15 protein-coding genes are annotated in these 21,130 nt (G+C 45.4%); 5 read left to right on the forward strand and 10 right to left on the reverse strand.

The window, feature by feature from the left end; all coding sequences use genetic code 11:
- Nucleotide 1: 1 nt before the first annotated feature.
- From D6024_RS17315 to D6024_RS17335, 5 genes are all read right to left on the reverse strand, one after another.
- The gene (locus tag D6024_RS17315) at nt 2-4,375 is read right to left on the reverse strand and encodes a CusA/CzcA family heavy metal efflux RND transporter (RefSeq protein WP_121355974.1); all 4,374 of its coding nucleotides are present in this window, start codon (nt 4,373-4,375) and stop codon (nt 2-4) included.
- A 141-nt stretch (nt 4,376-4,516) separates the two neighbouring features.
- Nucleotides 4,517-5,653: an MFS transporter gene (locus D6024_RS17320; protein WP_162944838.1), complete on the reverse strand. Its 1,137-nt coding sequence runs from the start codon at nt 5,651-5,653 to the stop codon at nt 4,517-4,519.
- A gap of 55 nt (nt 5,654-5,708) precedes the next feature.
- Nucleotides 5,709-6,251, reverse strand: coding sequence for a hypothetical protein (locus tag D6024_RS17325; protein ID WP_121355978.1), 543 nt, complete (start codon nt 6,249-6,251; stop codon nt 5,709-5,711).
- 114 nt (nt 6,252-6,365) lie between these two features.
- Complete coding sequence (locus tag D6024_RS17330) at nt 6,366-6,686, reverse strand: hypothetical protein (protein ID WP_121355980.1); 321 nt, start codon at nt 6,684-6,686, stop codon at nt 6,366-6,368.
- A gap of 38 nt (nt 6,687-6,724) precedes the next feature.
- Nucleotides 6,725-7,378 (reverse strand): phosphatase PAP2 family protein, encoded by a 654-nt coding sequence (locus tag D6024_RS17335; protein ID WP_121355982.1) that lies wholly within the window; start codon nt 7,376-7,378, stop codon nt 6,725-6,727.
- A 320-nt stretch (nt 7,379-7,698) separates the two neighbouring features.
- Between D6024_RS17335 and D6024_RS17340 the strand changes: the two genes are divergently transcribed.
- From D6024_RS17340 to D6024_RS17350, 3 genes are read left to right on the forward strand one after another with little or no spacing between them, the layout of a single operon-like run.
- Entirely contained in the window at nt 7,699-9,864 is a 2,166-nt protein-coding gene (locus tag D6024_RS17340) for a TonB-dependent receptor family protein (RefSeq protein WP_121355984.1), read from the forward strand.
- A 4-nt stretch (nt 9,865-9,868) separates the two neighbouring features.
- On the forward strand, nt 9,869-10,978 hold the full coding sequence (locus tag D6024_RS17345; RefSeq protein ID WP_121355986.1) for a cytochrome-c peroxidase: 1,110 nt from the start codon (nt 9,869-9,871) through the stop codon (nt 10,976-10,978).
- A gap of 36 nt (nt 10,979-11,014) precedes the next feature.
- The gene (locus D6024_RS17350) at nt 11,015-12,112 is read left to right on the forward strand and encodes a PepSY-associated TM helix domain-containing protein (protein ID WP_121355988.1); all 1,098 of its coding nucleotides are present in this window, start codon (nt 11,015-11,017) and stop codon (nt 12,110-12,112) included.
- A gap of 36 nt (nt 12,113-12,148) precedes the next feature.
- On the opposite strand, the gene D6024_RS17355 is transcribed toward D6024_RS17350, so the two are convergent.
- Together D6024_RS17355 and D6024_RS17360 are read right to left on the reverse strand one after the other, a co-directional pair.
- Nucleotides 12,149-12,679 (reverse strand): ferritin, encoded by a 531-nt coding sequence (locus D6024_RS17355; protein ID WP_121355990.1) that lies wholly within the window; start codon nt 12,677-12,679, stop codon nt 12,149-12,151.
- A 61-nt stretch (nt 12,680-12,740) separates the two neighbouring features.
- A complete protein-coding gene (locus tag D6024_RS17360; RefSeq protein ID WP_121355992.1) occupies nt 12,741-13,067 on the reverse strand; it encodes a DUF6686 family protein in 327 nt (108 codons plus the stop codon).
- Between the two features lie 223 nt (nt 13,068-13,290).
- On the opposite strand from D6024_RS17360, the gene D6024_RS17365 reads away from it, so the two are divergent.
- On the forward strand, nt 13,291-15,606 hold the full coding sequence (locus D6024_RS17365) for a TonB-dependent receptor (protein WP_162944839.1): 2,316 nt from the start codon (nt 13,291-13,293) through the stop codon (nt 15,604-15,606).
- Nucleotides 15,607-15,680: 74 nt separating this feature from the next.
- Complete coding sequence (locus D6024_RS17370; protein WP_121355996.1) at nt 15,681-16,412, forward strand: DUF4198 domain-containing protein; 732 nt, start codon at nt 15,681-15,683, stop codon at nt 16,410-16,412.
- Between the two features lie 180 nt (nt 16,413-16,592).
- Here D6024_RS17370 and D6024_RS17375 read toward each other — a convergent pair whose 3' ends face one another.
- The 3 genes from D6024_RS17375 to D6024_RS17385 all read right to left on the reverse strand — a co-directional run bounded on the left by D6024_RS17375 (nt 16,593) and on the right by D6024_RS17385 (nt 21,128).
- Nucleotides 16,593-17,405 (reverse strand): hypothetical protein, encoded by an 813-nt coding sequence (locus D6024_RS17375; protein ID WP_162944840.1) that lies wholly within the window; start codon nt 17,403-17,405, stop codon nt 16,593-16,595.
- Nucleotides 17,406-17,661: 256 nt separating this feature from the next.
- Entirely contained in the window at nt 17,662-18,309 is a 648-nt protein-coding gene (locus tag D6024_RS17380; protein WP_121355999.1) for a hypothetical protein, read from the reverse strand.
- 230 nt (nt 18,310-18,539) lie between these two features.
- Nucleotides 18,540-21,128, reverse strand: a complete 2,589-nt coding sequence (locus D6024_RS17385) for a TonB-dependent receptor (RefSeq protein WP_121356001.1) — start codon at nt 21,126-21,128, stop codon at nt 18,540-18,542.
- Between the last annotated feature and the right edge of the window lie 2 nt (nt 21,129-21,130).

A 21,130-nucleotide genomic window follows, 5' to 3' on the forward strand; every position in this document is an offset into this window, starting at 1 on the left:
CTTACTTTCCTCCGGTTACATAATTAAGTTCAATAATCGCCTGATTGTACTGGTTCAATGTTTCCAGGTATTTGAGTTTGGTATCAAAAGCCATTGTGAGATTTTGAATGTATTCTACGTAACCAATTTCACCCAGCCTGTAACTGACCCCGGAGATACGGATGATTTCATCTGCCTGTTTTAATCCAATCTGTTCATAGTAGTCCAACCCCTCCTTTTGTTTCAGGTACTCATTGTACTGCGCGAAGTACTGCGTTTGCAGGCTTGCCTTTGCAGCCTGTGTTTGTGACTGCACTAAATCTGCATTAATTCTTGCGGCGTTAATTCTTGCTTTTTGTGCTTTTGAGAAAAGGGGAACAGTCGTGCCTATTTGAAAGCCCGCTATTCTTGTTCCCGGTGTGTATTCCCTCTTTACGTTTGCAGGATTGAAACCCGGAAGCATAAACTGGTGAAAATAGCCGACACTAAAGTCAGGCAAACGCCTGCTTTTTTCCAACTGGTATTCCGCATTGGCAACGTTGAGTTGTTGCGCATACACCTGTATTTGGGGATGGCTGGAGAAAGTCGTATCAAGAGCCACCTGTAAGGAAACTTTAGTCAATGCTGTATCTACCGGCTGTAGATGTTCTTTTATGTTCAACAGATTTTGCAAGCTGATTTCAGCAGTTTGCAAATCAATGGTCGCCTGTTTTATCTGTAGCCCGATTTCGTAGTATTTGTTTTGTGCGGCGTACTTTTCAAGGTTCGATGTTTCACCCACCTGCTGCCTCAACTCGGCTCTTTCCTTAAACTTTCGATAGATGCTTTCCAGACGATTCAAGAGTCGTAACCGCTCATAATTGAATTGAAAATTTGTATAGGAAAGCTGCACCTGCCTTGTGATTTCAAAGGCAGTCACATTGCGTTCCCCTTTCGCTAATTCCGTTTGGCTTTTTAAGAGCTTTGCCTGGTTGCGGTAGACAACCGGCAATGAAAAAGGTTGAACGACCCCGATGCTGTTGTCCATATCGCCAATATCGGAAGGGCTCTGCTGCAACATAAATTCCGTTCGTGGCACATCAAAAGCGGATGGCTGTAGGGCTGTTTGTTGTTGTACGGAGATGTTGGCACTCTTGATTTGCAGGTTGTTTTGCATGGCTGTATTCAAAGCTCCCTGTAAGGTGATAGGCTTCACTTGTGCATTCGTACGTATCGAAGCAAAAAGGGATGCTACAATAAAGAGTATGATAAGGGGTATCGTTGTTATAGGTTTCATATTTCTACTTTTTCCTTCACGGGAGAATAAAATATAGAGGTTAGGCAGAACGATTAAGGTGAGAATAGTAGCCGTTATCAAGCCACCAATGACTACCGTTGCCAAAGGCTTTTGCACTTCGGCACCGGCTGATGTTGATATTGCCATTGGCAAAAAGCCCAAAGAGGCAACAGAAGCCGTCATGATTACCGGTCGCAGCCTGATAAGCGTTCCTTGCCTTACTCGTTCGTAGATGTCGGTAACGCCATCCTGTTTTAAGTGATTGAACTGGCTAATGAGCACAATGCCGTTCAACACCGCTACGCCAAAAAGGGCAATGAAGCCAACCCCTGCTGAAATACTGAAAGGCATTCCCCGGATAAGCAAGGCGAATACACCACCGATTGCCGATAAAGGCACGGCGGTAAAAATGAGGAGTGCCTGACCAATGGAATTGAAGGTGAAATAGAGCAAAACAATAATAAGCAGCAAGGCGACAGGAACAGCTATTGAAAGCCTTTGTTTTGCTGCTTGCAGGTTTTCAAACTGACCGCCGTAGGTCATATAGTAACCGGCAGGCAATTTTACCTTCTGTGCTAACAAGCCTTGAATTTCTTTTACCACACTTTCAACGTCTCTGCCTCTTACGTTGAAGCCTACAAATATTCTTCGCTTGGCGTTTTCTCTTGATACCTGTGCCGGTGCATTTTTGAGGCTTACGGTAGCGACTTCACTGAGTGGTATCTTACCGCCGTTGGGCAGGGGCACATAAAGGTTTTGGATTTGGGACATATCCTGTCGCTGGTCACCCGCCAACCGAATAACCATGTCAAAACGCTTTTCTCCTTCAAACACAACACCGGCAACGTTCCCTGCGTAGGCTGTTTTCAGGACCATGTTTACATCGGAAATGCTTAGTCCGTATTGGGCAATCTTATCCCGGTTGTAATCAACCAATATTTGCGGGAGCCCACTTACTTTTTCAACGTAGGGTTCTGTTACACCGTCCACTTTGCTAACGATGGCTGCAACCCTGTTGGATTGCGAAACCAATTCGTCTACATTGTCGCCAAAGATTTTAATGGCTACGTCCTGCTTGATGCCAGAGATAAGTTCATTGAAACGCATTTGCATGGGCTGGGAAACTTCGCCTGCAAGCCCCGGTATCACCGCTAAGGCTTCTTCTATTTTTTCAATCATTTCCTGTTGGGTGGTGGCCGTTTTCCACTGGTCTTTGGGCTTCATGGCAAGCATCATGTCGCCTCCCTCTATTGGCATTGGGTCGGTGGGAATTTCCGCTGTTCCAATCCTTGTAATCGCATGCTTTATTTCAGGTATCCTTTGCTTTAATATCTTTTCTGCCTTGCTATAAATCTCTATACTTTGGGATAATGACGTACCCTGTGCTAATCGAACTTCTACCGCAAAATCACCTTCTTCCAGTGTGGGGATAAACTCACCACCCAAGCCTTTGAAGACAAAATAAGTAATCACAAGTATGACTACTGAAACAGCAACAATCAGTTTCTTCATCTTAAATGAAGCATTAAGTATTGGCAGGTAGAAGCGTTGAATGCCTTCGATGATGCGGTCGGAAATACTTCGCTTGTGCTCTGTCTTTTTGCTTAAAAACAACGCACTGACCGTTGGCACATAGGTGAGTGAAAGTATGAACGCCCCCAGGATGGCGAAGGCGACTGTTTCTGCCATTGGTCGAAACATCTTTCCTTCAATTCCTACAAGTGCAAGAATGGGCAGATAAACAATGAGAATAATGATTTCTCCAAAGGCGGCTGATGTTCTGATTTTGGAAGCGGAATGGTACACTTCTTCATCCATCTCTTGCTTGGTGAGTAGTTTCTTATCTCTTCTGCCGTATAAATGATGCAGCGTTGCCTCCACAATGATGACTGCACCGTCTACAATCAAACCAAAATCTATTGCTCCCAAACTCATTAGATTACCCGATACGTCAAAGAGCTGCATCATGGAAACGGCAAAGAGCATGGCAAGCGGAATAACAGATGCCACAATCAAACCTGCCCGCAGATTGCCTAATAAGAGCACCAGGACAAAAATGACTATCATGGCACCTTCAATCAGGTTGTGCTCAACGGTGCCGATTGCCCTGCCTACCAATTCTGTTCGGTCAATAAAGGGTTCAATCACCATTCCTTCCGGTAAGGACTTTTGAATTTGCACCATTCGCTCTTTGACATGCTTGATGACTTCATTGAAGTTTTCTCCTTTCAGCATGAGTACCACACCGGCCACGACTTCGCCTTTGCCGTTATAGGTAACGGCACCATACCTTGTGGCTGTTCCGTATTGCACTTTTGCCACGTTACGAACTAAAACAGGAATACCGTTGACGTTTTTGACCACAATCTTTTCAATGTCTGCAAGCGAAGCCACCTTACCCAAGCCCCTGATGAAATAAGCGTTGTTTTGCTGCTCGATGTAAGAGCCGCCAGTATTCTCATTGTTGTTTTGCAGGGCTGTAAAGAGTTCCGGAATGGTCACATTCATGGCATTCAACTGTTCGTTGTTCACAGCCACTTCGTACTGTTTTACATAGCCGCCCCAGCCGTTGATTTCCGCCACTCCGGGTGTGCCGGCAAGCTGACGGGTGACAATCCAGTCCTGAATGGTCCGTAAATCCGTTGCCGTGTATTTTTTTTCGTAGCCGGGTTTTGGCTTGATGACGTACTGGTATATCTCGCCCAATCCTGTCGAGATGGGAGACATTACAGGAGTGCCGGCATCGTGTGGGATCTCCCCTTCGGCTTCTTTTAAGCGTTCGGCTACCTGTTGCCGTGCCCAATAAATATCTGCCTTGTCGTCGAAGACCACTGTTACAACAGAAAGACCGGAACGGGAAATAGAACGGCTTTCGATGACTCGTGGAATGTTGGCAAGGGAGAGTTCAATTGGCGCTGTGATGTACTGCTCCACTTCCTGTGCTCCCAACGTGGGTGCATTGGTGCTAATCTGCACCTGGTTGTTGGTAATGTCGGGCTGGGCATCAATGGGCAAGTGTGCCGCCGAAAAGATACCCCAGGCAATAAGGGCAAGGGTAAAGAAGCCAATCACCAGTTTGTTGTAAATGGAGAAATGGATAATCCTGTCAAAGAAGTTCATGATAAACGTTTATTTCGTACCTGACTATTTTTTGCCTTTATGCAATGTTTGTTTGAAACGATTTAAACAGCATTCGTGGCTTCGTTCTTACAGAAGAAGCATCCGCCATTCTTGCCAACTGCTTCTTTATAACTTTAACTGCTACTGATCATTTTTTCCTGCAGGCTTTTGGGCCACAATGATGGTAATCATCAACGCTGCAAAACCCAACACAGAACAAATCACAAATCCCCACTGTAAGCCCAGCGCCTGTGAGATGGCTCCCATCAAGAGAGGTCCAACCATGTCGCCTAACTCTTTAAAGGAACCGGCAACGCCCATAGTGGCTCCCATTTGCTTTTCAGATGCCAGCCTGCTCACCAAGGCGTCGGAATTTGTCCACACGGTGCCAATGCCAATGCCAGCAATGATGCAGACAACTACCAGCAAGGCACCTGTTACAAAGGGAATAGCAGCCGTTGCAAGGCAGGAAAGCAACATGCCGATGCGCAACGTGAGGACGGTATTGATTTTATCTGCAAGCCATCCTGCCAGCGGCTGAATCAGCAAATACGAAACAGTGGTAATTGAAACCAGTAGGCCTGTTTGGACAGGATTATATCCTAAATCGTGAATGCGAACGGGTAGAAAGCCAAAGAGAATACCTACAAAAAACATATTGATGACAATGATTAAAAACCAGGGCATCAGGGTCTTGTTGCCAAAGACACCGAACAATGTCTTCAGCGAAAAATCATCGTCATCATCGTCAAAAGTTTCACAGCCTTTTACTTTATCGTTAGGTAGCGTTAATGAAAGCAGCAATGCCAGTACGCCAATGCCTGCAGAAGCATAAAAGATGCCGCTAAAGTTTGATTTAAGAACAATTGCGCCACCAATTATTGGGCTGACCACATACCCGGCCCCCTTAATAGCATTGTAAATGCCGAACGCCTTGCCTTTGTTCTCTTTGTAAAAGTTGCCCACCATAGCAAGCGACACAGCCGATAAGGCAGCAGCTCCCAATCCCTGTAGAAAGCGAACGACAATTAAAAGCTTGGGTGGAATGAAAGGATAAAGGAGAGAAGCGAGGATAAACAAAATGATGCCAGCCAGCATGGCTTTTTTCATCCCCTTTTTATCGGCAATTCCGCCAAACACCGGCTTTGCCAGTATTTCAGCAAAATCATAAACTGCGATCAGCACACCAATCATTGTTAGGCTGATGCCTACCTTCTCTGCATAAAAGGGAAGATTAACGGCAACGATATGTGCACCGAAGGATGTGACAAAGCCCACAAATCCCAGGATGAATGCCCATTTCAGTGAACTCTTCATAACAGCACGTTTGGTATTATTTAATCAGCTCAACTCTCGTGATCGGATGAATTTCATTCCATCCGTTATGCATGTCCCTTACCAAACTGCCTGTTACTTTTACGTGATCACCAACCTTGGGTAATTGGATGTGGTTGACATATCCGTTGCAAGTAGTGCCGACTTTCGCAAGCTTTGTTTTGTTGGCACAGACCGCTTCTATCACTAAATCGCCCTGCTTCTTCTTCATGTTCTTTTTAGTCAGCAAATCCTCTTGTCCTGCATCCAGTTTCAGAAGCATGTGCTGGTCGCCATCTTCATCGGCATTACTTTCTTCAATAACACCGGTTACGGTTTTGCAGTAATCAATCGCCTGCAACCGCGTAGGATCATAGACAAATCGCCACAAACTGGTGTCACAATTAATGGAGGGATTGGCATCCTTAGAATTGGATGTTTCATTGGTAGTGGCTTCCATTTCTTCTTTCTCCTTCTTCTTGTGTTTCTTTTCCTTGTGTTCTTCGCAGGAAACTAAAAGCAGAACTGAAGTAATGGCAAATATCAAAAGGCTGATTTTCATTGTCTGTAATTGAAGTGTGAACGAGTATCCTTTATTGTCAGGCACAAATAGGGACAAGCATTGCCTTGTATTAATGCAACACAGCAATACTCTCATTAAGAAAATCAGAAAGTATCAAATTCGCCAGACCGAATTGCGGAGAAAGAGTTTGGGAGGGGAAGCGTTGTAAGTCGTGTATTCAATTATTTTTGAAAGCTTCTTTTCAGCAAAGAAATTATTGTGAACGCTGAACAGGAATGAAACAAACTCGTACAGCTCTTGCTGTTGCTGTTGTACTACGTCAGAGTGGTCAACCGAGACTTGTTCTGTTTTTATATACGTATCGTATTCATCAAAGAAGGTATTGTGCGCTTCCCCCAAATCCATTTCCGTAGCGGAAATGAAGAAAGAAAAGCTGATTGCAATAAACAGCAATTTATGTAGCCACCACTTCATCGGGTGCAAAAGTAGAAAATCTTATGCCAATGGATAGATTACCGTTGAGGCTGGTTTGTTTTTCCCCTCTGCTCGGCATCAGATTTCTTCTTCAAGCGTTCAAACAGGTAAATGGTCAGGAGCAGCCAGGCAAAGCCGATGCAAAAGCCTGCCACTACATCACTTGGGTAATGTACCCGTAAATACACACGGCTGAAGCCTATCAGGAGTGAAAACAAAATGAGAATGGCACAAATGAGGTATTTGAAGGGTTTGGGAATGTCGGTTTTCCAAATCAGGTAAGACAATAAGCCGTAAAGGATAAACGCTGATGTCGCATGACCACTAGGAAAGCTGAAATTGTTCAAGGGGTCAATTAAAGGGTGTGCTGGTCTAATTCGGTGAAAAGATAACTTCATAAGATAATTGACCAGGAAACCACCGACACCAATGGCTGCTATTTCAAAGGCTCTCTTAATATTTTTTAGCGCCAAATAAAGAATGAACAGACAGCCGTAGGCTATTTGCAGAAAGGTAGCGGATGCAAAATAGGTAACGGTTTTCATGAAGCCTGTGAGACCATCACTTATGACGTGAGCCGATAAAAAGTTGAAAATGGAATTATCAACAGCTTCTTCTTTTTCCCAAAGTACCTCGTGGGCCACAAAGGCAAAAAGAAACAAAGCGCCAGCAAACAAGGCCAAAAGCCCCATCAGGCCAAGGGGTAGCTTTTCAAATAAGATCGTAGAAAAGGTTTGCTGCTCTGCGTAGGTCCGGCTAATAAAAATATTGCACCATCGTAGAACAGGTCAAAAAATAAAGACAAAAAGGCAATGAGAAGGAATCATTGGTACCCGGTTGGGGCAAGGAGCGGCCGTGCCGATGCTATGCTAACCCAGGTTCCTAGTGCCTGGGTTTGACTTTTACAGCCAGTATGCCAGTTGAATTTCCGCATTTCGTAGCTGGCTTTTCCCGATTTTGAAACTATACCGGCCTGAATTTCGTCAGCTTTGCACCAAATTTTATTTCCCTGATGAAAAAAAGGTCAATGGGTGCTGTGTTCCTGCTTGTTAGCAGCATTTCTCTTTATGCGCAGCAGGACACGGCAAAGAAGCTGGAAACAATCACCATTACGGGTTATCGTACGGTAAACGGTGTAGGGCACCTCCTGGAGGTGAAGGACGGTGTGATATACGCCGGCAAGAAGAACGAGGTGATTATCACCGACAGCCTGGATGCCAACAAGGCCATCAACAACACCCGGCAGATCCTGGGCCGCATTCCGGGTCTGAACATTGTGGAGACGGAAGGCAGCGGCTTTACCGCCAATGGTATTGCCACCCGCGGGCTGAACCCAACGCAAAGCATCGAGATGAACACCCGCCAGAACGGCTATAACATCAGTGCCGACATCTATGGCTATAATGAAGCCTATTACCTGCCGCCCATGGAAGCGGTGAGCCGCATCGAAATGGTTAGGGGCGCAGCCTCCCTGCAGTTTGGGCCCCAGTTTGGGGGCCTGGTGAATTATGTTACCAAAGATGCACCCTTGCATAAGCCCGCTGAATTCAACACGTCCTTTACCCTGGGCAGCTTTGGCCTTTTCAACGCGTTCAATTCACTTGGGGGCACCTATAAAAGATGGAACTATTACAGTTTTCTCCAGTACCGCACCCTGGAAGGGTACAGGCCGAACAGCGGGCAACGGCAGGCGTCAGCCTTTGCCAAAGTGCAATACAACGCAACGGACAGGTTGAAGATTGGCGCCGAATACTCGTTGCTTCGCAACCGCATTCAGATGCCGGGCGGACTCACCGACAGCATGTTCCATGTAGATCCGAAACTTTCCACCCGTGCCCGCAACTGGCTGAAAAGCCCCTGGAACATCGTAACGGCTTACCTGAATTACTCGCCTTCAGAGAAAACAACCCTTAGTCTGAAAACATCTTATCTCTTCAGCAACCGTTCGCTGGTGTGGCGCAACGAAGACGGTGGACCCGAAGCACCGGATGAAATTGATCCTTCCACGGGCCAGTACGTTCCCCGTGAAGTGGAAAGCGAGGACATGCGCAACACCACCACCGAACTGCGGCTGTCGCACAACTACGCGTTCGGTAAGCATGAATCCACCGTGGCAGGCGGACTTCGTTTCAGTCATGCCTGGTTCAAACGGCAGGGTGGTGGCGAAGGAACCACCGGTAGTGATTTTGACCTGCGCACCACCGGCGAATGGGAATACGATTTTGATTTTACCACCACCAACCTGGCCCCCTTCGTTGAGAATATTTTCCGCTTTGGAAAGAAGTTCACCCTTACTCCCGGCTTTCGTTTTGAATACCTAAACAGCACCGCAAAGGGCTATAAAATAGAGGACTTGGATAAGATGATTGCCGACCAGGTGCGCAACCGCTACATACCGCTGTTTGGTTTGGGATTGGAGTACAAACCAACTGCGTACACCAGTCTTTACGGAAACATCTCGCAGGCCTACCGGCCGATTGACTACAGCTCACTCGAACCTTTTGGCGTGACCTCGAAGATAGACCCTAACCTCAAAGATGCCAGCGGTTACAACGCCGACCTGGGCTACAGGGGCGCCATCAAAAACTTCCTGAATTTCGACGTGAGCGGCTTTTATCTGGCCTACAACAACCGCATCGGCGTGGTGCTGAAAACCGATGCATCGGGCAACGACTACACCCTTCGCACCAATGTGGCGGGCAGTGTGCACAAAGGCCTGGAGAGCTACGTGGAGTTCAACCTGCTCAAATACCTGCGTCCGCAAACCAAAAACGGTCTGAGCGTTTTTAACTCCTTTGCTTTTATTGATGCCCGGTACACCTCTGGCGAGTTCAAGGGCAACCGCGTGGAAACGGCGGCAAGAACCATCAACCGGCTGGGCGTGATTTACAGCACCCCACATTTTTCCGGCACCTTTCAATACAACCACACCGGCGATGCCTTTGGCGATGCCTCCAATGCACGCACCAGCAGCGACCCGGTGGCGGGGTACATTCCGGCCTACAGCGTCCTGGATGTTAGTGCCACCTACAAAACGGGCAACTATCAACTCAAAGCCGGCGTCAACAACCTGGCCGGTAAGGCCTACTTCACCCGAAGAACCGACGAGTATCCCGGCCCGGGCATTATCCCGGCCGTCGGCAGAAGCGTTTATGCAGGCTTATCCGTAAAACTGTAAACCCATGCAAAACAAAAAAATACCGCTTATTCTTTTTTTGATCATCTCCAGTATGGTTATCCTCGCTGCTTGTTCAAAAGACAAAGACGTCATTACGGTTGTTCCGATTGATAAAGTGCAGTTGGGAAGGCAACTCTTCTTTGATAAAAACCTTTCCAACCCCATTGGACAGTCTTGCGCTTCTTGCCACAGTCCCGAAGCGGCGTTCAGCGATCCCGCACACAGCATTACCTCTCAAGGCGCTGTTTCACGCTTGTTCAACAACCGCAATTGTCCCTCTGTTACATACAGTTCTTTCGCCCCGGCTTTTCGTTTTGATACCACCGATTCTCTTTATATGGGCGGATTCTTTTTCGATGGAAGAGTAAACTCGCTGCAGGAGCAGGCAAAAAAGCCTTTTCTGAACCAGTTGGAAATGAACAACACCGATGCCGCCATGGTGGTTGCCAAATTGCGCAGCGCCGACTACTATCCGCTATACAAAAAAATATATGGCGACGCAACCAACGTAGAACAAGCCTTTGGAAACCTTGCCGATGCCATTGCTACTTTTGAACAATCCTCGCAGGTCAATGCCTTTTCCTCCAAGTTTGATGATTACCTGCAAGGCAAAGCACAATTAACCGAACCGGAAAAAAGAGGATTTGAGTTGTTTAATGATCCCTTGAAAGGCAATTGTGCTGCTTGCCACATCTCCGATCCCGATCCGGATTTTGGCAAGGTGCTTTTTACGGATTTTACCTACGACAACATTGGTGTACCGAAGAATCCGGCCAATCCGTTTTACAGTATCCCATCTGCCTTTAATCCGCAGGGGACAAGCGCTTTGGATTACGGGCTGGGTGGCGTGTTAAACGATCCGGCCTACTACGGGCATTTTAAAGTACCGAGCCTGCGAAATGCAGCACTGACGGCTCCTTATTTTCACAACGGTTTCTTCACTACATTGGAAGAAGTGGTGCATTTTTATAACAAGCGCGACGTAGAGTCATTTCCAACAGCCGAATTTCCCGCAACAGTCAATCACCAGGAAATGGGCAATCTTCACTTAACAACACAGGAAGAAAAAGATATCGTTGCCTTCTTGAAAACATTGTCCGATGGGTACAAATAGCGGAATTTTGGTTTATAAGTTTCAAACGATAGCGATTTGCGAATTACTAAATACATCTATTACTCGCATCAGTACTGTGGTTTAATTGTCGGCATTTTTCTTTTGAGCATGAGCCTTTCGGGTTCCCTGCTGGTCTTCACCGACGAAATGAAATCTGCCCAGGAAGAAAAATGGATAAAAACTGATAATGCCAACGGGCACTATAGTTATGATGCTTCCTTTCAAAATATTAGAAGACAGTACCCTGAATGGGAGGCGTTGACTTACGAGCAGCCTCATAAAAATGAAGCGGTGGTTTACTTGCTGCGCAAAAATGGCAAGGAAAAAAAAGTATTCGTCCATCCCACCACAGGCGCGATCCTGCATGTGGATGAGGGAGCAGAAAACCAGTTGCGCCGCCAGCTACTCCAGTGGCATTACTCATTTTTTGCAGGCACGCCAGGAAAAATCACCGTTTTCATCGTTGGTTGCCTGTTTCTGCTGTCACTACTAACAGGCTTTTTTGTTTACCGCAAGTCCATCTGGAAAGTACTTTCATTTAAAGTAAAGTTGAACCGAAGGTCAAAAAAGGCGTTTTACTCTTCCGCCCACCGGATCGTCGGTGTCTGGTCGCTGGTATTTACCACCTTGATTGTCACGTCTGGGTTGTTTATCAGTTGGAAGGTTACCTCAAAAGCGCTGAAACCAGCAGCAAAAGCGAAAACAATTGCCGCTTCTACTGTAAGAATTGACCATGCAAAGGCTTTGGTGGAAAGCCAGTTCCCAAGTTTTGAAACGCATTTGATTATCGTGGGTGGCGATTACAGCAATGTTAAACTGCTAGGGAGATACAGAGATGACCCATTCTATTATGGAAAGTACTACAGCAACTTTACCGTAAATGCTTCCACTGCACAAATAGAGAAAAAGCAGGTGTTAGCTGAGATGCCGTTGTTTGATAAGTTGCAATCCATCAGTTCTCCGCTTCATTTCGGCAATTATGGTGGGCTGCCCCTTAAAATCATTTACTGCATTTTAGGGCTAACGCCGGGCGTCCTGTCTGTAACCGGTTTTTTATTGTGGCTGCAAAAACGAAAAAAGAAGTCAGGCCACCATCTCAGAACACAAAATAAACTGCAAAAGGTAGGGGCTTGAAACTGAATTGTATTCAGCATATTGCTTTCAACAGGGTCAATGCTTTTTACGCCCCCCTTTCCCTCTGCCGTGGCCTGCAACACCCATTGTTTGCAAGTCTCTGTCAAAGAGGTACAGGCCGCCTTTGTCTTCCCCGATGAGCTTTAGTTTGTCGATGATGTTACGGGCCAGCGTTTCTTCTTCTATTTGCTCGGCCACGTACCATTGCAAAAAATTGTGGGTCGTGTAATCTTTTTCCTCGATACACATAGCTACCAGTGCATTGATTTCGTTAGAGACTTTGATTTCGTGCGAGAGAACGATATTGAATATTTCATGTATGTCACTGAAATCCTTTTGTGGAGCGGCAAAAGCAGGAACAATTCCATGACCACCCCGGTCGTTGATGTAATGAAACAGCTTGAGCATGTGCATGCGCTCTTCATCGGAGTGGTGATATAGAAAAGCGGACACGCCGTTAAAGCCTTGTACCTGGCACCAGGAGGCCATGGACAGGTAATACATGGAAGAAAAGCCTTCCAGATCAATCTGCCGGTTGAGGGCCTGTTCAATTTGAGAAGAGATCATATAGCAGAGGGTTTTGCAGTTACCTTAAAGGTAAAAAGATTTTATCCTATCCTTACAGAAGTCATTCAAAGAATTGCAGGAGCTGTGCTGCTTTTCTTTCATTATCAGTTTGTTCGAGCATATTGTGTAAATCATTCAGTTCCCGCTCTGTCAAAAGGAAATTTAGCCCGCTAAAAGGCGTTTGCAGGAGAATGGATTTTTGCAGAGGATTGCTATCAGAAGCATAATTCTCCTTTGAATATACCACGTATTTTCTCAACGTCTCAAAATCAGTATATGAAACGGTGGCCATTACATTGCCAAAACCAATTTGTAGGTTATTACATTCCTTGCATTCGACCACGTAGCCAATGTATTCGTTGTGATACCAAGTCTTAAAACTGCACATGTTTACGTTTATTTTCCTTGCAAGAAAAAAGAAAATAACGGCTGCAGATTTTCATATTTTGGAAAAGCTATTTGCGAAAAGTGAAATTATGCGTAATAGAACGTTCTTAACAGTTTTTCCGGTTTCCGTAAGCTGTTTTTTCCAAATGTGAAAATGAAATAATGTACAGCTTCACAAATTTGCGCCTTAAAACGCAAACAGCAATATGAAGCGAAACGTACACATGAGACTCATTTTTGGAGTATTTTTTCTTTTTTTCTTTGTGCTCTCATCCCTGAACAGCCAAGCACAAGCTGTGAAGGAAAATCTTTCAGGTCAGGTAACCGATAAACAAAATCATCCCTTAGAAGGCATAACCGTTACCATAAACGAACTGGGGAAGAGTGTCAGCACCGATGCTGATGGTAATTACAGCTTTAAGAAAGTTCCGGCTGGAACCTACACTGTGACCATTAGTGGTGTAAACATCAAGCCATTGGAAAAACAAATAACGCTCAGTGAAACAATGCCAGAGAAGTTGGACTTTCAATTAGAAAGCACGGTAAAGGAGCTAAAAGCTGTAACCATTACGGCGGCTGGTTTGCGCCGCAAGATTTACGATGTACCGGGCTCCATTTCTGTTATTGATGCTCGAACCATCCGGGAAAGCGGTGCGCAATCCCTGACCGAAATCATCACCCGCATTCCGGGTGTCGTAGCTGTAGATGAAGACGGAAGAGGGTTAAAACCCAACTTTGGCCTGCGTGGACTGGACCCCAATAGAAACAGAAGCGCCTTGATCCTCATTGACGGTAAGATTCCCAACGGCACCATGTATTATGGCGATCCGGGTGGTTATTACATGACCCCTTTGCAACAAGTGGAAAAGATTGAAGTTATCCGTGGCGGTGCCTCGGTGTTGTATGGCGGACATTCGGTAGGTGGAGTTATCAATTTAATTTCAAAGAAAGCTACTTCAACGCCAACTACCCAACTGAACTTAAATTATGGAAGCTGGAATGCGCTAACCGCACAGGTCACCACAGGTGCCAACAACGGCAAGTTTGGCTACATGATCAATGGGGTCAGAAGGCAAGGCGATGGTTTTCGGGAGCGGAGCAAGTTTGGCGTAAACGATGTGACCGTGAAACTGGATAACAACATTGACACCACAACAAAACTCTCTATCTATTTGAATGGCTTCAGCGAAAACTCCCAAACGCCTGGTGGTCTCACGCAAGCGCAATACGATCAGAACATCAAACAAAGCCAGCATCCCTATGACCACTTTGTTTCTGACCGATACACAGCAACGATCTCTTTGGATAAAAAGCTGGGCAACAACCAGCAGTTGAATACCTCTGTTTACGGCAACTACTTCAAGCGCAACTGGTTTGTATCCCGTAAGAAGTCGGCTGCCAGTACAGCGTTTGATACCACGGTGGCTTTTATCCGGGACATTCACGCCATCGGTGTTGTGGCGGATTACTTGAACAACAACAACATTATTGGTTTGGAAAACGCATTTGTTGCTGGTGTCCGTGTGCACAGCGACCGGTTAAACGACATGACCATGACCGCCAGTACTGCCAACCAGGAGGTGGGTAAAGCAAGCGCCTTTGCGGTAAGCACTTCGTTTATCAAAGAAGCCTATGCCTACAATACCATTAACTTTCTTCCGCAACTTTCTTTTTCTCTGGGTACCCGCTACACGGCTGTGACCTACAAAAAGCAGGACTATACGGCAAAGAACCCAGCTGCTAATGCCATAGGCCTCAGCATTGAAAATACAAATGACGCCGTGGTGTTCTCAACTGGTTTGGTGTACAAGTTCAATGAAGGAAACAACGTGTTTGTCAATGTCTCCAAAAGTTTTCAGCCGCCGCTCATTTATACGGCAATGGACGTAAACACGTTTTATTACGCCGAACAGTTAAAGCCGGAAACGTCCATGAACTATGAGCTGGGCTTCCGTACCCAACCGGCCAATTGGATTAGCGCAAACGTAACCGGGTATATCATTGACTTCAAAAACAAGCTGGTACAGGCACCTACGTCGGATGGAAGATACCGGGTATGGCAAAACATTGGCACCTCCTCTCACCACGGCGTGGAAGCAGAAATTGACATTTACCCTGTACAACACTTAAGCCTTTATGCCAATGGCGCTTATCAGGAGGCTAAGCAAACCAGTGGAACCACAAAAGACAAGTACCTGGTTTATGCACCAAAGTTGACTTACACCACTGGTCTTCGCTACGGTAACAAAGTAGGCAAAGGACAATTTGCCGCCAATGCCTGGGTAAACTATGTGGGCAAGCAGTACACGGATCTGGCCAATACGGAAACAGCCAGCGCCAATGGCCAGGCAGGTCCTATTCCTGCTTATCATCCAGCCAACGTTTCGTTCCAGTATACCCTGAACAAATGGGGTGTCAACTTTGTGCTGAACAACATCTTTGATGAAAAATACTTCACTAAGCGCGAAGGCTCCTTCTGGGAAGGCATTGTGCCAATGCCGGGAAGAAATGTAAATGTGGGTGTTTCTTACAAGTTTTAATTAAGGAAATCGTATTCATAGAACTGGTGTGGGGAACTGCACCAGTTCTTTATTTAAAACCAAATACAGGCACAATGAAACAAATTAAACGGCTATTGATTTTATTTCTGATAACACTTTTTTACAACACCGCGTCTGCACACTACATCTGGATTGAAGCCGCTGAAAAATGGGCAATCGGCAAGCCCGGCTCCATTACAATTTACTATGGAGAGTATGCGGAAGGGGCAAGAGAGGAAGCCGGGAAACGATTGGAAGAAGCGAATGGCTTGAGCGCATGGATTGTTACGCCGGATGGCGAAAAGATAAAACTGGCGCTTCAAAAAATGAGCAACCATTTTTTGGCCCAATACACACCCAGGCAGGCCGGTAAGTTTGAAATTGAATTGACCAACCTGGTGCGGGAAGTAGTAGATTGGACCCAGTATGATATTGGCATAGTGCAGCCCACCTACTATGCGCATAAACCCTTTTATGTGGGAAGTGGGAATGAAAAAGCAGCAAAGCCTTCTCTTAAGTTTCAAATTGTTCCCATTGAAGAAAGGGAAACCTATTCTGTAAACAAACCAATAGACCTGAAATTGCTCTATGAAGGCAAAAACCTGAAAGGCAAACTAATGGTGTATGCACCCAACACCTGGATGAAGGAAGTGGAAAGCAAAGATGGCGTGTACACCTTCACTCCTTTCGAAAAGGGCATGTACATCGTGGAAAGTATCTATAAAGAGAAAGCGTCCGGTACATTCAAGGGAAAAGCTTATGAAGCCATTCGCCACCGCACAACATTAACACTGACGGTTCAATAACGTTGAGAAAGTTTGAACTATGGTATCGGCAATAGATTTTGAAAGATTTACCTGAAAACAGGCTTCACTTACTAGGGCAATACTTTCAATGATCAAAAAGCAAAGCTACTGTGTGCCATGCTTGTGCAAAAGCCTGTTGCCTTGCAACAGGCTTTTGCAGAATACGTTTGGCTGCAGTTACTACCGCCAAACAAAATTGGTCAGGCTGATATATATCTTCCCGTCTTTGGAATTCACATTGTACGTCGTTGGGTAGTATGTGTTGGTGATCATAAATTGCGTTGGCTGGCCATACGGCATATGCACCTCCTGACCACTTAGCAGAAAGGCTCGGGTAATCATCGGCTCCACAAAAATGAACTTGCCTGCATAAGAGCCGTAAATCATCGTATGGGTAAACGTCTTTCCACCACTAATTTCGGGAGAAGCTGGGTTCACCCAGTGCTTGCCCATCTGCGGAACACCGCCTGGTGTTGGCACAAAGCCCTGTGGCCAGTATTGCTGTGGCGGTAGTTGATCGATCAGCGGACTGGTGGCAGAGATCGCCATTCGTTCGGCTTCGCTGGTCATGTAGAAATGAAAGTCGAAGTGGGGCAACTGATAAAAGGCGGGTTCATGCCCGTGCACATTCCAGTCCATCAGCACATGGACAAATGGAGTCGACTCGCTGGCTTTTTTGTGGAAGGGAAAGGAAAGCTGTACATTTTCATCGGGTAGGCCTTGAAGGGCACCGGCCGTCATCTCAATGCCAATTTCAGTGGGTACATTGGTGTGGGTTACAGTAAAAAAAGTGCGCACCTTTCCATCGCCCAATTGCACCTGCGGACCATAGTACGTGTTTGTCTTTTCGGATTGCAACCCACTGTTCATTTTGCTGGCAGCGGCGAGATCAGGAGGAAGGTTGTTTTTAGTGGAGAGGTCCTTTTGACAGGATACTAACAAGAAAACTGTGCTTGCACAAAGAAGCAGTCGAGTGAGGAATGATCGGGTCATACGCTTTATTTTAAGGTTGAAAAAGCTAAAACAAAGCATTCGTAGAGTAGGAGCGATTCTGATAAAGGATAGTTAGTCCGAAAAATTTGCTGTTATCTGAAAGATAATAATAATCAGCTAGTTTCATTGTCTTTTTTAGTAAAATAGCATCACGTAATAAAAAAAGCTTCAAACTTAAATAGCAACAAACAAAGCCACCATTAAGTGGCTTTGTTTGTTGAAAGGAATGGCTTTCCTGCAATAATAATTTGAAAAGTTAATTGAACTGTACTCCTTCGATACTGTGCAAGTTGGACACCATTGTATCATAGAGTGACGTATTGGAAGATGACGAAATCAAAATTGCACCGGATGCATCTTTTGTAGCCACATTCAGCATGTCTGAAGAAATACCTTTTGTAAGATTGGCCAGGTTTAAAGCAATGGCGGCCGTGTAAGCTTTTCCATCAGCCACAGTTACATTGGGTAAGTCGGCATCTAATTCAAATGCAGAATTGATTTTGAAGATTATAGGGGTGCTGTTATACTTTCCCCTTAACTCGAATGCAGCATCAGTTGCCGTTTGCAGCAGTTCAATCTGGAATTCCACCTGACTATATGTTCCTAGTGGCACCACAATACTGCCGAAAGAAGCTATCGGTGAAAAAAGATCGACTTTCCTGATTGACTCAGATTGAAAGCGAACCTGCCCTCCGGCATTTTGCGCTTCAAACTCAATTTGTTTCGAATAAGCATAACCACTGTTCCAGGTTACAGTCATTGGTTGTGTACCGCTTACGGTAATTGTACGATTGGTGGTGCTCAATTGGTACGAAACACCAGGTTGCGTGCGATCCTCTTTTTTGCAGCTATACAGCAAAGTGGCAAAAAGTGTTGCGGTTAGGACGAGCGAATTTGTTTTCATAATTTTTGAATTTTAGTTTTCAAAGGGTTTTGATTGAAAAAATTGGTTACTTATCATTAAAACAGAGAAAAGTTGAATACCCCTACGGTCGAATAGAAAAATATTTTTCAAGGGCCAAAACATGACACCTGCCAAACGTTTCGGGGATTGTTTTGAAATCAGCAAGTTCTATCCTGCAGGTGCATTTTAGTTTGCTATATAGATAACATTGCCAATACTTTAGTAGGATATTAAAACTTTAGTGTGTAGGACACGTAGGGCATTATTTTTAAAACACTGTTCCCCGTTTTTATGTTTATGCTTTTGCTGGAAAGCGACCCGCTTAAGGTATAGGAATAGAGGTCTGCTAATCCGCTAACGTGATAAATTCCGGCTTTAAACGCTGAGTAAAGTTTGCGTTCCCCTCTACTATGGTAATCCAGCGCCAGGTCATATCGCTGGAAATTTTTTGCACGGTATTGGGAAGATTCCGAGTAATGATAGGAGAAGTCGTAGTCTTCCAGAGGATCATCATCCAGAGTGCCGGATGGCTGTTGCGTACCGGTAAACACGCGTTCTGCCTGCGTATACACATTTCCTGTGGCGAAGTTCCATACGCCGGATATGTTTAGGTGTGGAGAAATTACATAAGTCAGTCCAAGGGCAGCCGTATGCCGGTGGTCATATTTATAGGGAAATTCCCTGCCATTGTTGATGCTCCTAAACTGGCGCCAGCTCCAGGACAGCGCATAGGATGCCTTTAAGAACAAGGAACCGCTTGTCTTTTCAATCATAGCTTCCATGCCGTAACTTCTGCCTTTGCCGGGCTCGACGTTTTGCTCCCATGTACGGTCGTTGATCAAGAAACTCTTGCCTTCGGCAAAATTGGTAACATTCTTTAATCGTTTATAATAGGCATTTGCAGAAAACTTCCACGCCTTCGGATACCTATATTCGTATCCCACGTTATAAATATCACTTTCCTCCGGCCTGAGTCCTTCTGTACTCGGCACCCAAACGTCCTGGTTGATACCGGCATAAGGATTGGTGAGCAGGTGTAAAAACTGATTCATGCGTGCATAGGAGGCAAATAACTTTTGACGGGGAGTAACCCGGTACGCCAGGTAAAAGCGGGGTTGAAAACTCAGATTGCGGTATTGTTCAAACTGGTAAGTGCTGGCGTGTACTCCTGGTTTTACAAACAGTTTTTTTGCCAGCATAATTTCAGTTTCCACATGCGATGAAAACTCTTCAACATGAAGAGGAGCGAAGGATGAAAACGCTTTTTCATCGTCTTCAGATATAGTGTTGATCTGACTATCAAAAGGCCTGAGATTTGTTTGTGCCAGTTTAACCCCTATGTTGAATTTTACTTTTTTAGAAGCATAGATCTCAGCCTGGGACTGTGCATTATAGTGTTGAATCGACGAATAAGCCCCTAAATATTTTGTCTTCACTTTCTGATCCCCGTCCTCTTCATCGGTATTGAAAAGCGTGTACTGATAACTGCCCAAATCTTGAAACTGACTATAATTTACCGACGTATGGATAAAGGACCGGCTGCCCAGCGTACTGTTCCATCCCAGAGAACCAATAAGGTTGCCCCACTGGTGCAGATTGTCGGTATTTTTTCCCCCTTGCCGCAAGAGGTCTTTGCCTTTATATAGATTAAGAGCAAGTTTGTTGTTTGCGTCTAAAATCGTGGTCATTCTGACATGCGCATCATAAAAGTCAGAACTGGTCCCGTCCTGAAGCGATTGGTAAAACGGAGGGGAAATGTTTTTACGGGCGGATACCATCAGGGCCGTACGGTTCTTTACCAGCGGTCCTTCCAGGGTCAGAGCACCTGCCAGTAAACCCGCATTCGCTTCTCCATGCCAGGCATTCTGGTGACCTTCCTTGGTGTAGACATCAAGTACAGATGAAAGGGAGCCACTAAGCTTTGCGGGGAAATCACTTTTATACAAGCGCATGCCATTCAACACCGTTGGATTTACAATGGAAACGGCTCCCAGCATATGCGTAGGATTAAAGACTGGATTGCCGTCCAGCAGAAAAAGGTTTTGATCCACCCCACCACCTCTGACCTGAAATTCACTAAAAGAAGTGGAGGCCTGTTGCACCCCCGCAGAAAGATAAATAGACTGGAGCGGATCCACTTCGCTCATCCCGCCGTTGGACAAGGGCTGTTCGCTGCTTAGTTTAATGGCTCCATCCTTCGCTAAGCTTTCAGATTCTACCACAATGTTCGAATGCGTTTTTGTCTTCACGGATAAAGAAATATCCTTTCTTACATTGTCGCGCATGTTTAGTTCCAGGATTACTGGTTGCAAACCACCATAGGAAATCTCAAGTGTATGTTTACCCTCGGGCAGCAAAAAATTAAAATAGCCTTGGTTGTTGGAAACGACCCCTCGTTGCGAGATAGGTTCATAGATGGTGGCGTTGATAAGGGGTTCTTTACTTTCCTCTTCTTTTAAATAACCAAAAAAACTGTACCGGGCCGGAAGAAGGTGTACAATGGTAAATGGCTCCGCTGAAGGCACCAGAATAATTTTATTGTTGTGTTCAAGGAGCTTAACCTTTTGCCCTTCCAATACTTTTTGCAGTACCGCACCCACGGTAGCCTCATTTCCTTCCAGCTTAATAAATTTGTCTGCTTCAAAACTGGTGGATGAATATTCAATTACCGTTCCTGTTTGCCGGTTTACATCCTGCAGGAATTCATTAATAGAAGCTTTTGATGTTGTAGGACGGTAGGGTGTGAGCAGTAAATTTTTTTGCGCCTGCACCATTAAAGACGTGGCACCTAACAGGATAAGCAGAATAAGGTTTTTCATCT

The organism is Flavisolibacter nicotianae (assembly GCF_003628535.1).
Taxonomy (GTDB): Bacteria; Bacteroidota; Bacteroidia; order Chitinophagales; family Chitinophagaceae; genus Flavisolibacter; species Flavisolibacter nicotianae.

Bases quoted from the DNA above. Each gene is read 5' to 3' on its own strand.
- D6024_RS17365 (WP_162944839.1), top strand. From the start codon at position 13,291: ATGAGACTCATTTTTGGAGTATTTTTTCTTTTTTTCTTTGTGCTCTCA.
- D6024_RS17315 (WP_121355974.1), bottom strand. From the start codon at position 4,375: ATGAACTTCTTTGACAGGATTATCCATTTCTCCATTTACAACAAACTG.
- D6024_RS17385 (WP_121356001.1), bottom strand. From the start codon at position 21,128: ATGAAAAACCTTATTCTGCTTATCCTGTTAGGTGCCACGTCTTTAATG.
- D6024_RS17380 (WP_121355999.1), bottom strand. From the start codon at position 18,309: ATGAAAACAAATTCGCTCGTCCTAACCGCAACACTTTTTGCCACTTTG.
- D6024_RS17335 (WP_121355982.1), bottom strand. From the start codon at position 7,378: ATGGGGCTTTTGGCCTTGTTTGCTGGCGCTTTGTTTCTTTTTGCCTTT.
- D6024_RS17360 (WP_121355992.1), bottom strand. From the start codon at position 13,067: ATGTGCAGTTTTAAGACTTGGTATCACAACGAATACATTGGCTACGTG.
- D6024_RS17330 (WP_121355980.1), bottom strand. From the start codon at position 6,686: ATGAAGTGGTGGCTACATAAATTGCTGTTTATTGCAATCAGCTTTTCT.
- D6024_RS17345 (WP_121355986.1), top strand. From the start codon at position 9,869: ATGCAAAACAAAAAAATACCGCTTATTCTTTTTTTGATCATCTCCAGT.
- D6024_RS17370 (WP_121355996.1), top strand. From the start codon at position 15,681: ATGAAACAAATTAAACGGCTATTGATTTTATTTCTGATAACACTTTTT.
- D6024_RS17375 (WP_162944840.1), bottom strand. From the start codon at position 17,405: ATGACCCGATCATTCCTCACTCGACTGCTTCTTTGTGCAAGCACAGTT.
- D6024_RS17325 (WP_121355978.1), bottom strand. From the start codon at position 6,251: ATGAAAATCAGCCTTTTGATATTTGCCATTACTTCAGTTCTGCTTTTA.
- D6024_RS17340 (WP_121355984.1), top strand. From the start codon at position 7,699: ATGAAAAAAAGGTCAATGGGTGCTGTGTTCCTGCTTGTTAGCAGCATT.
- D6024_RS17355 (WP_121355990.1), bottom strand. From the start codon at position 12,679: ATGATCTCTTCTCAAATTGAACAGGCCCTCAACCGGCAGATTGATCTG.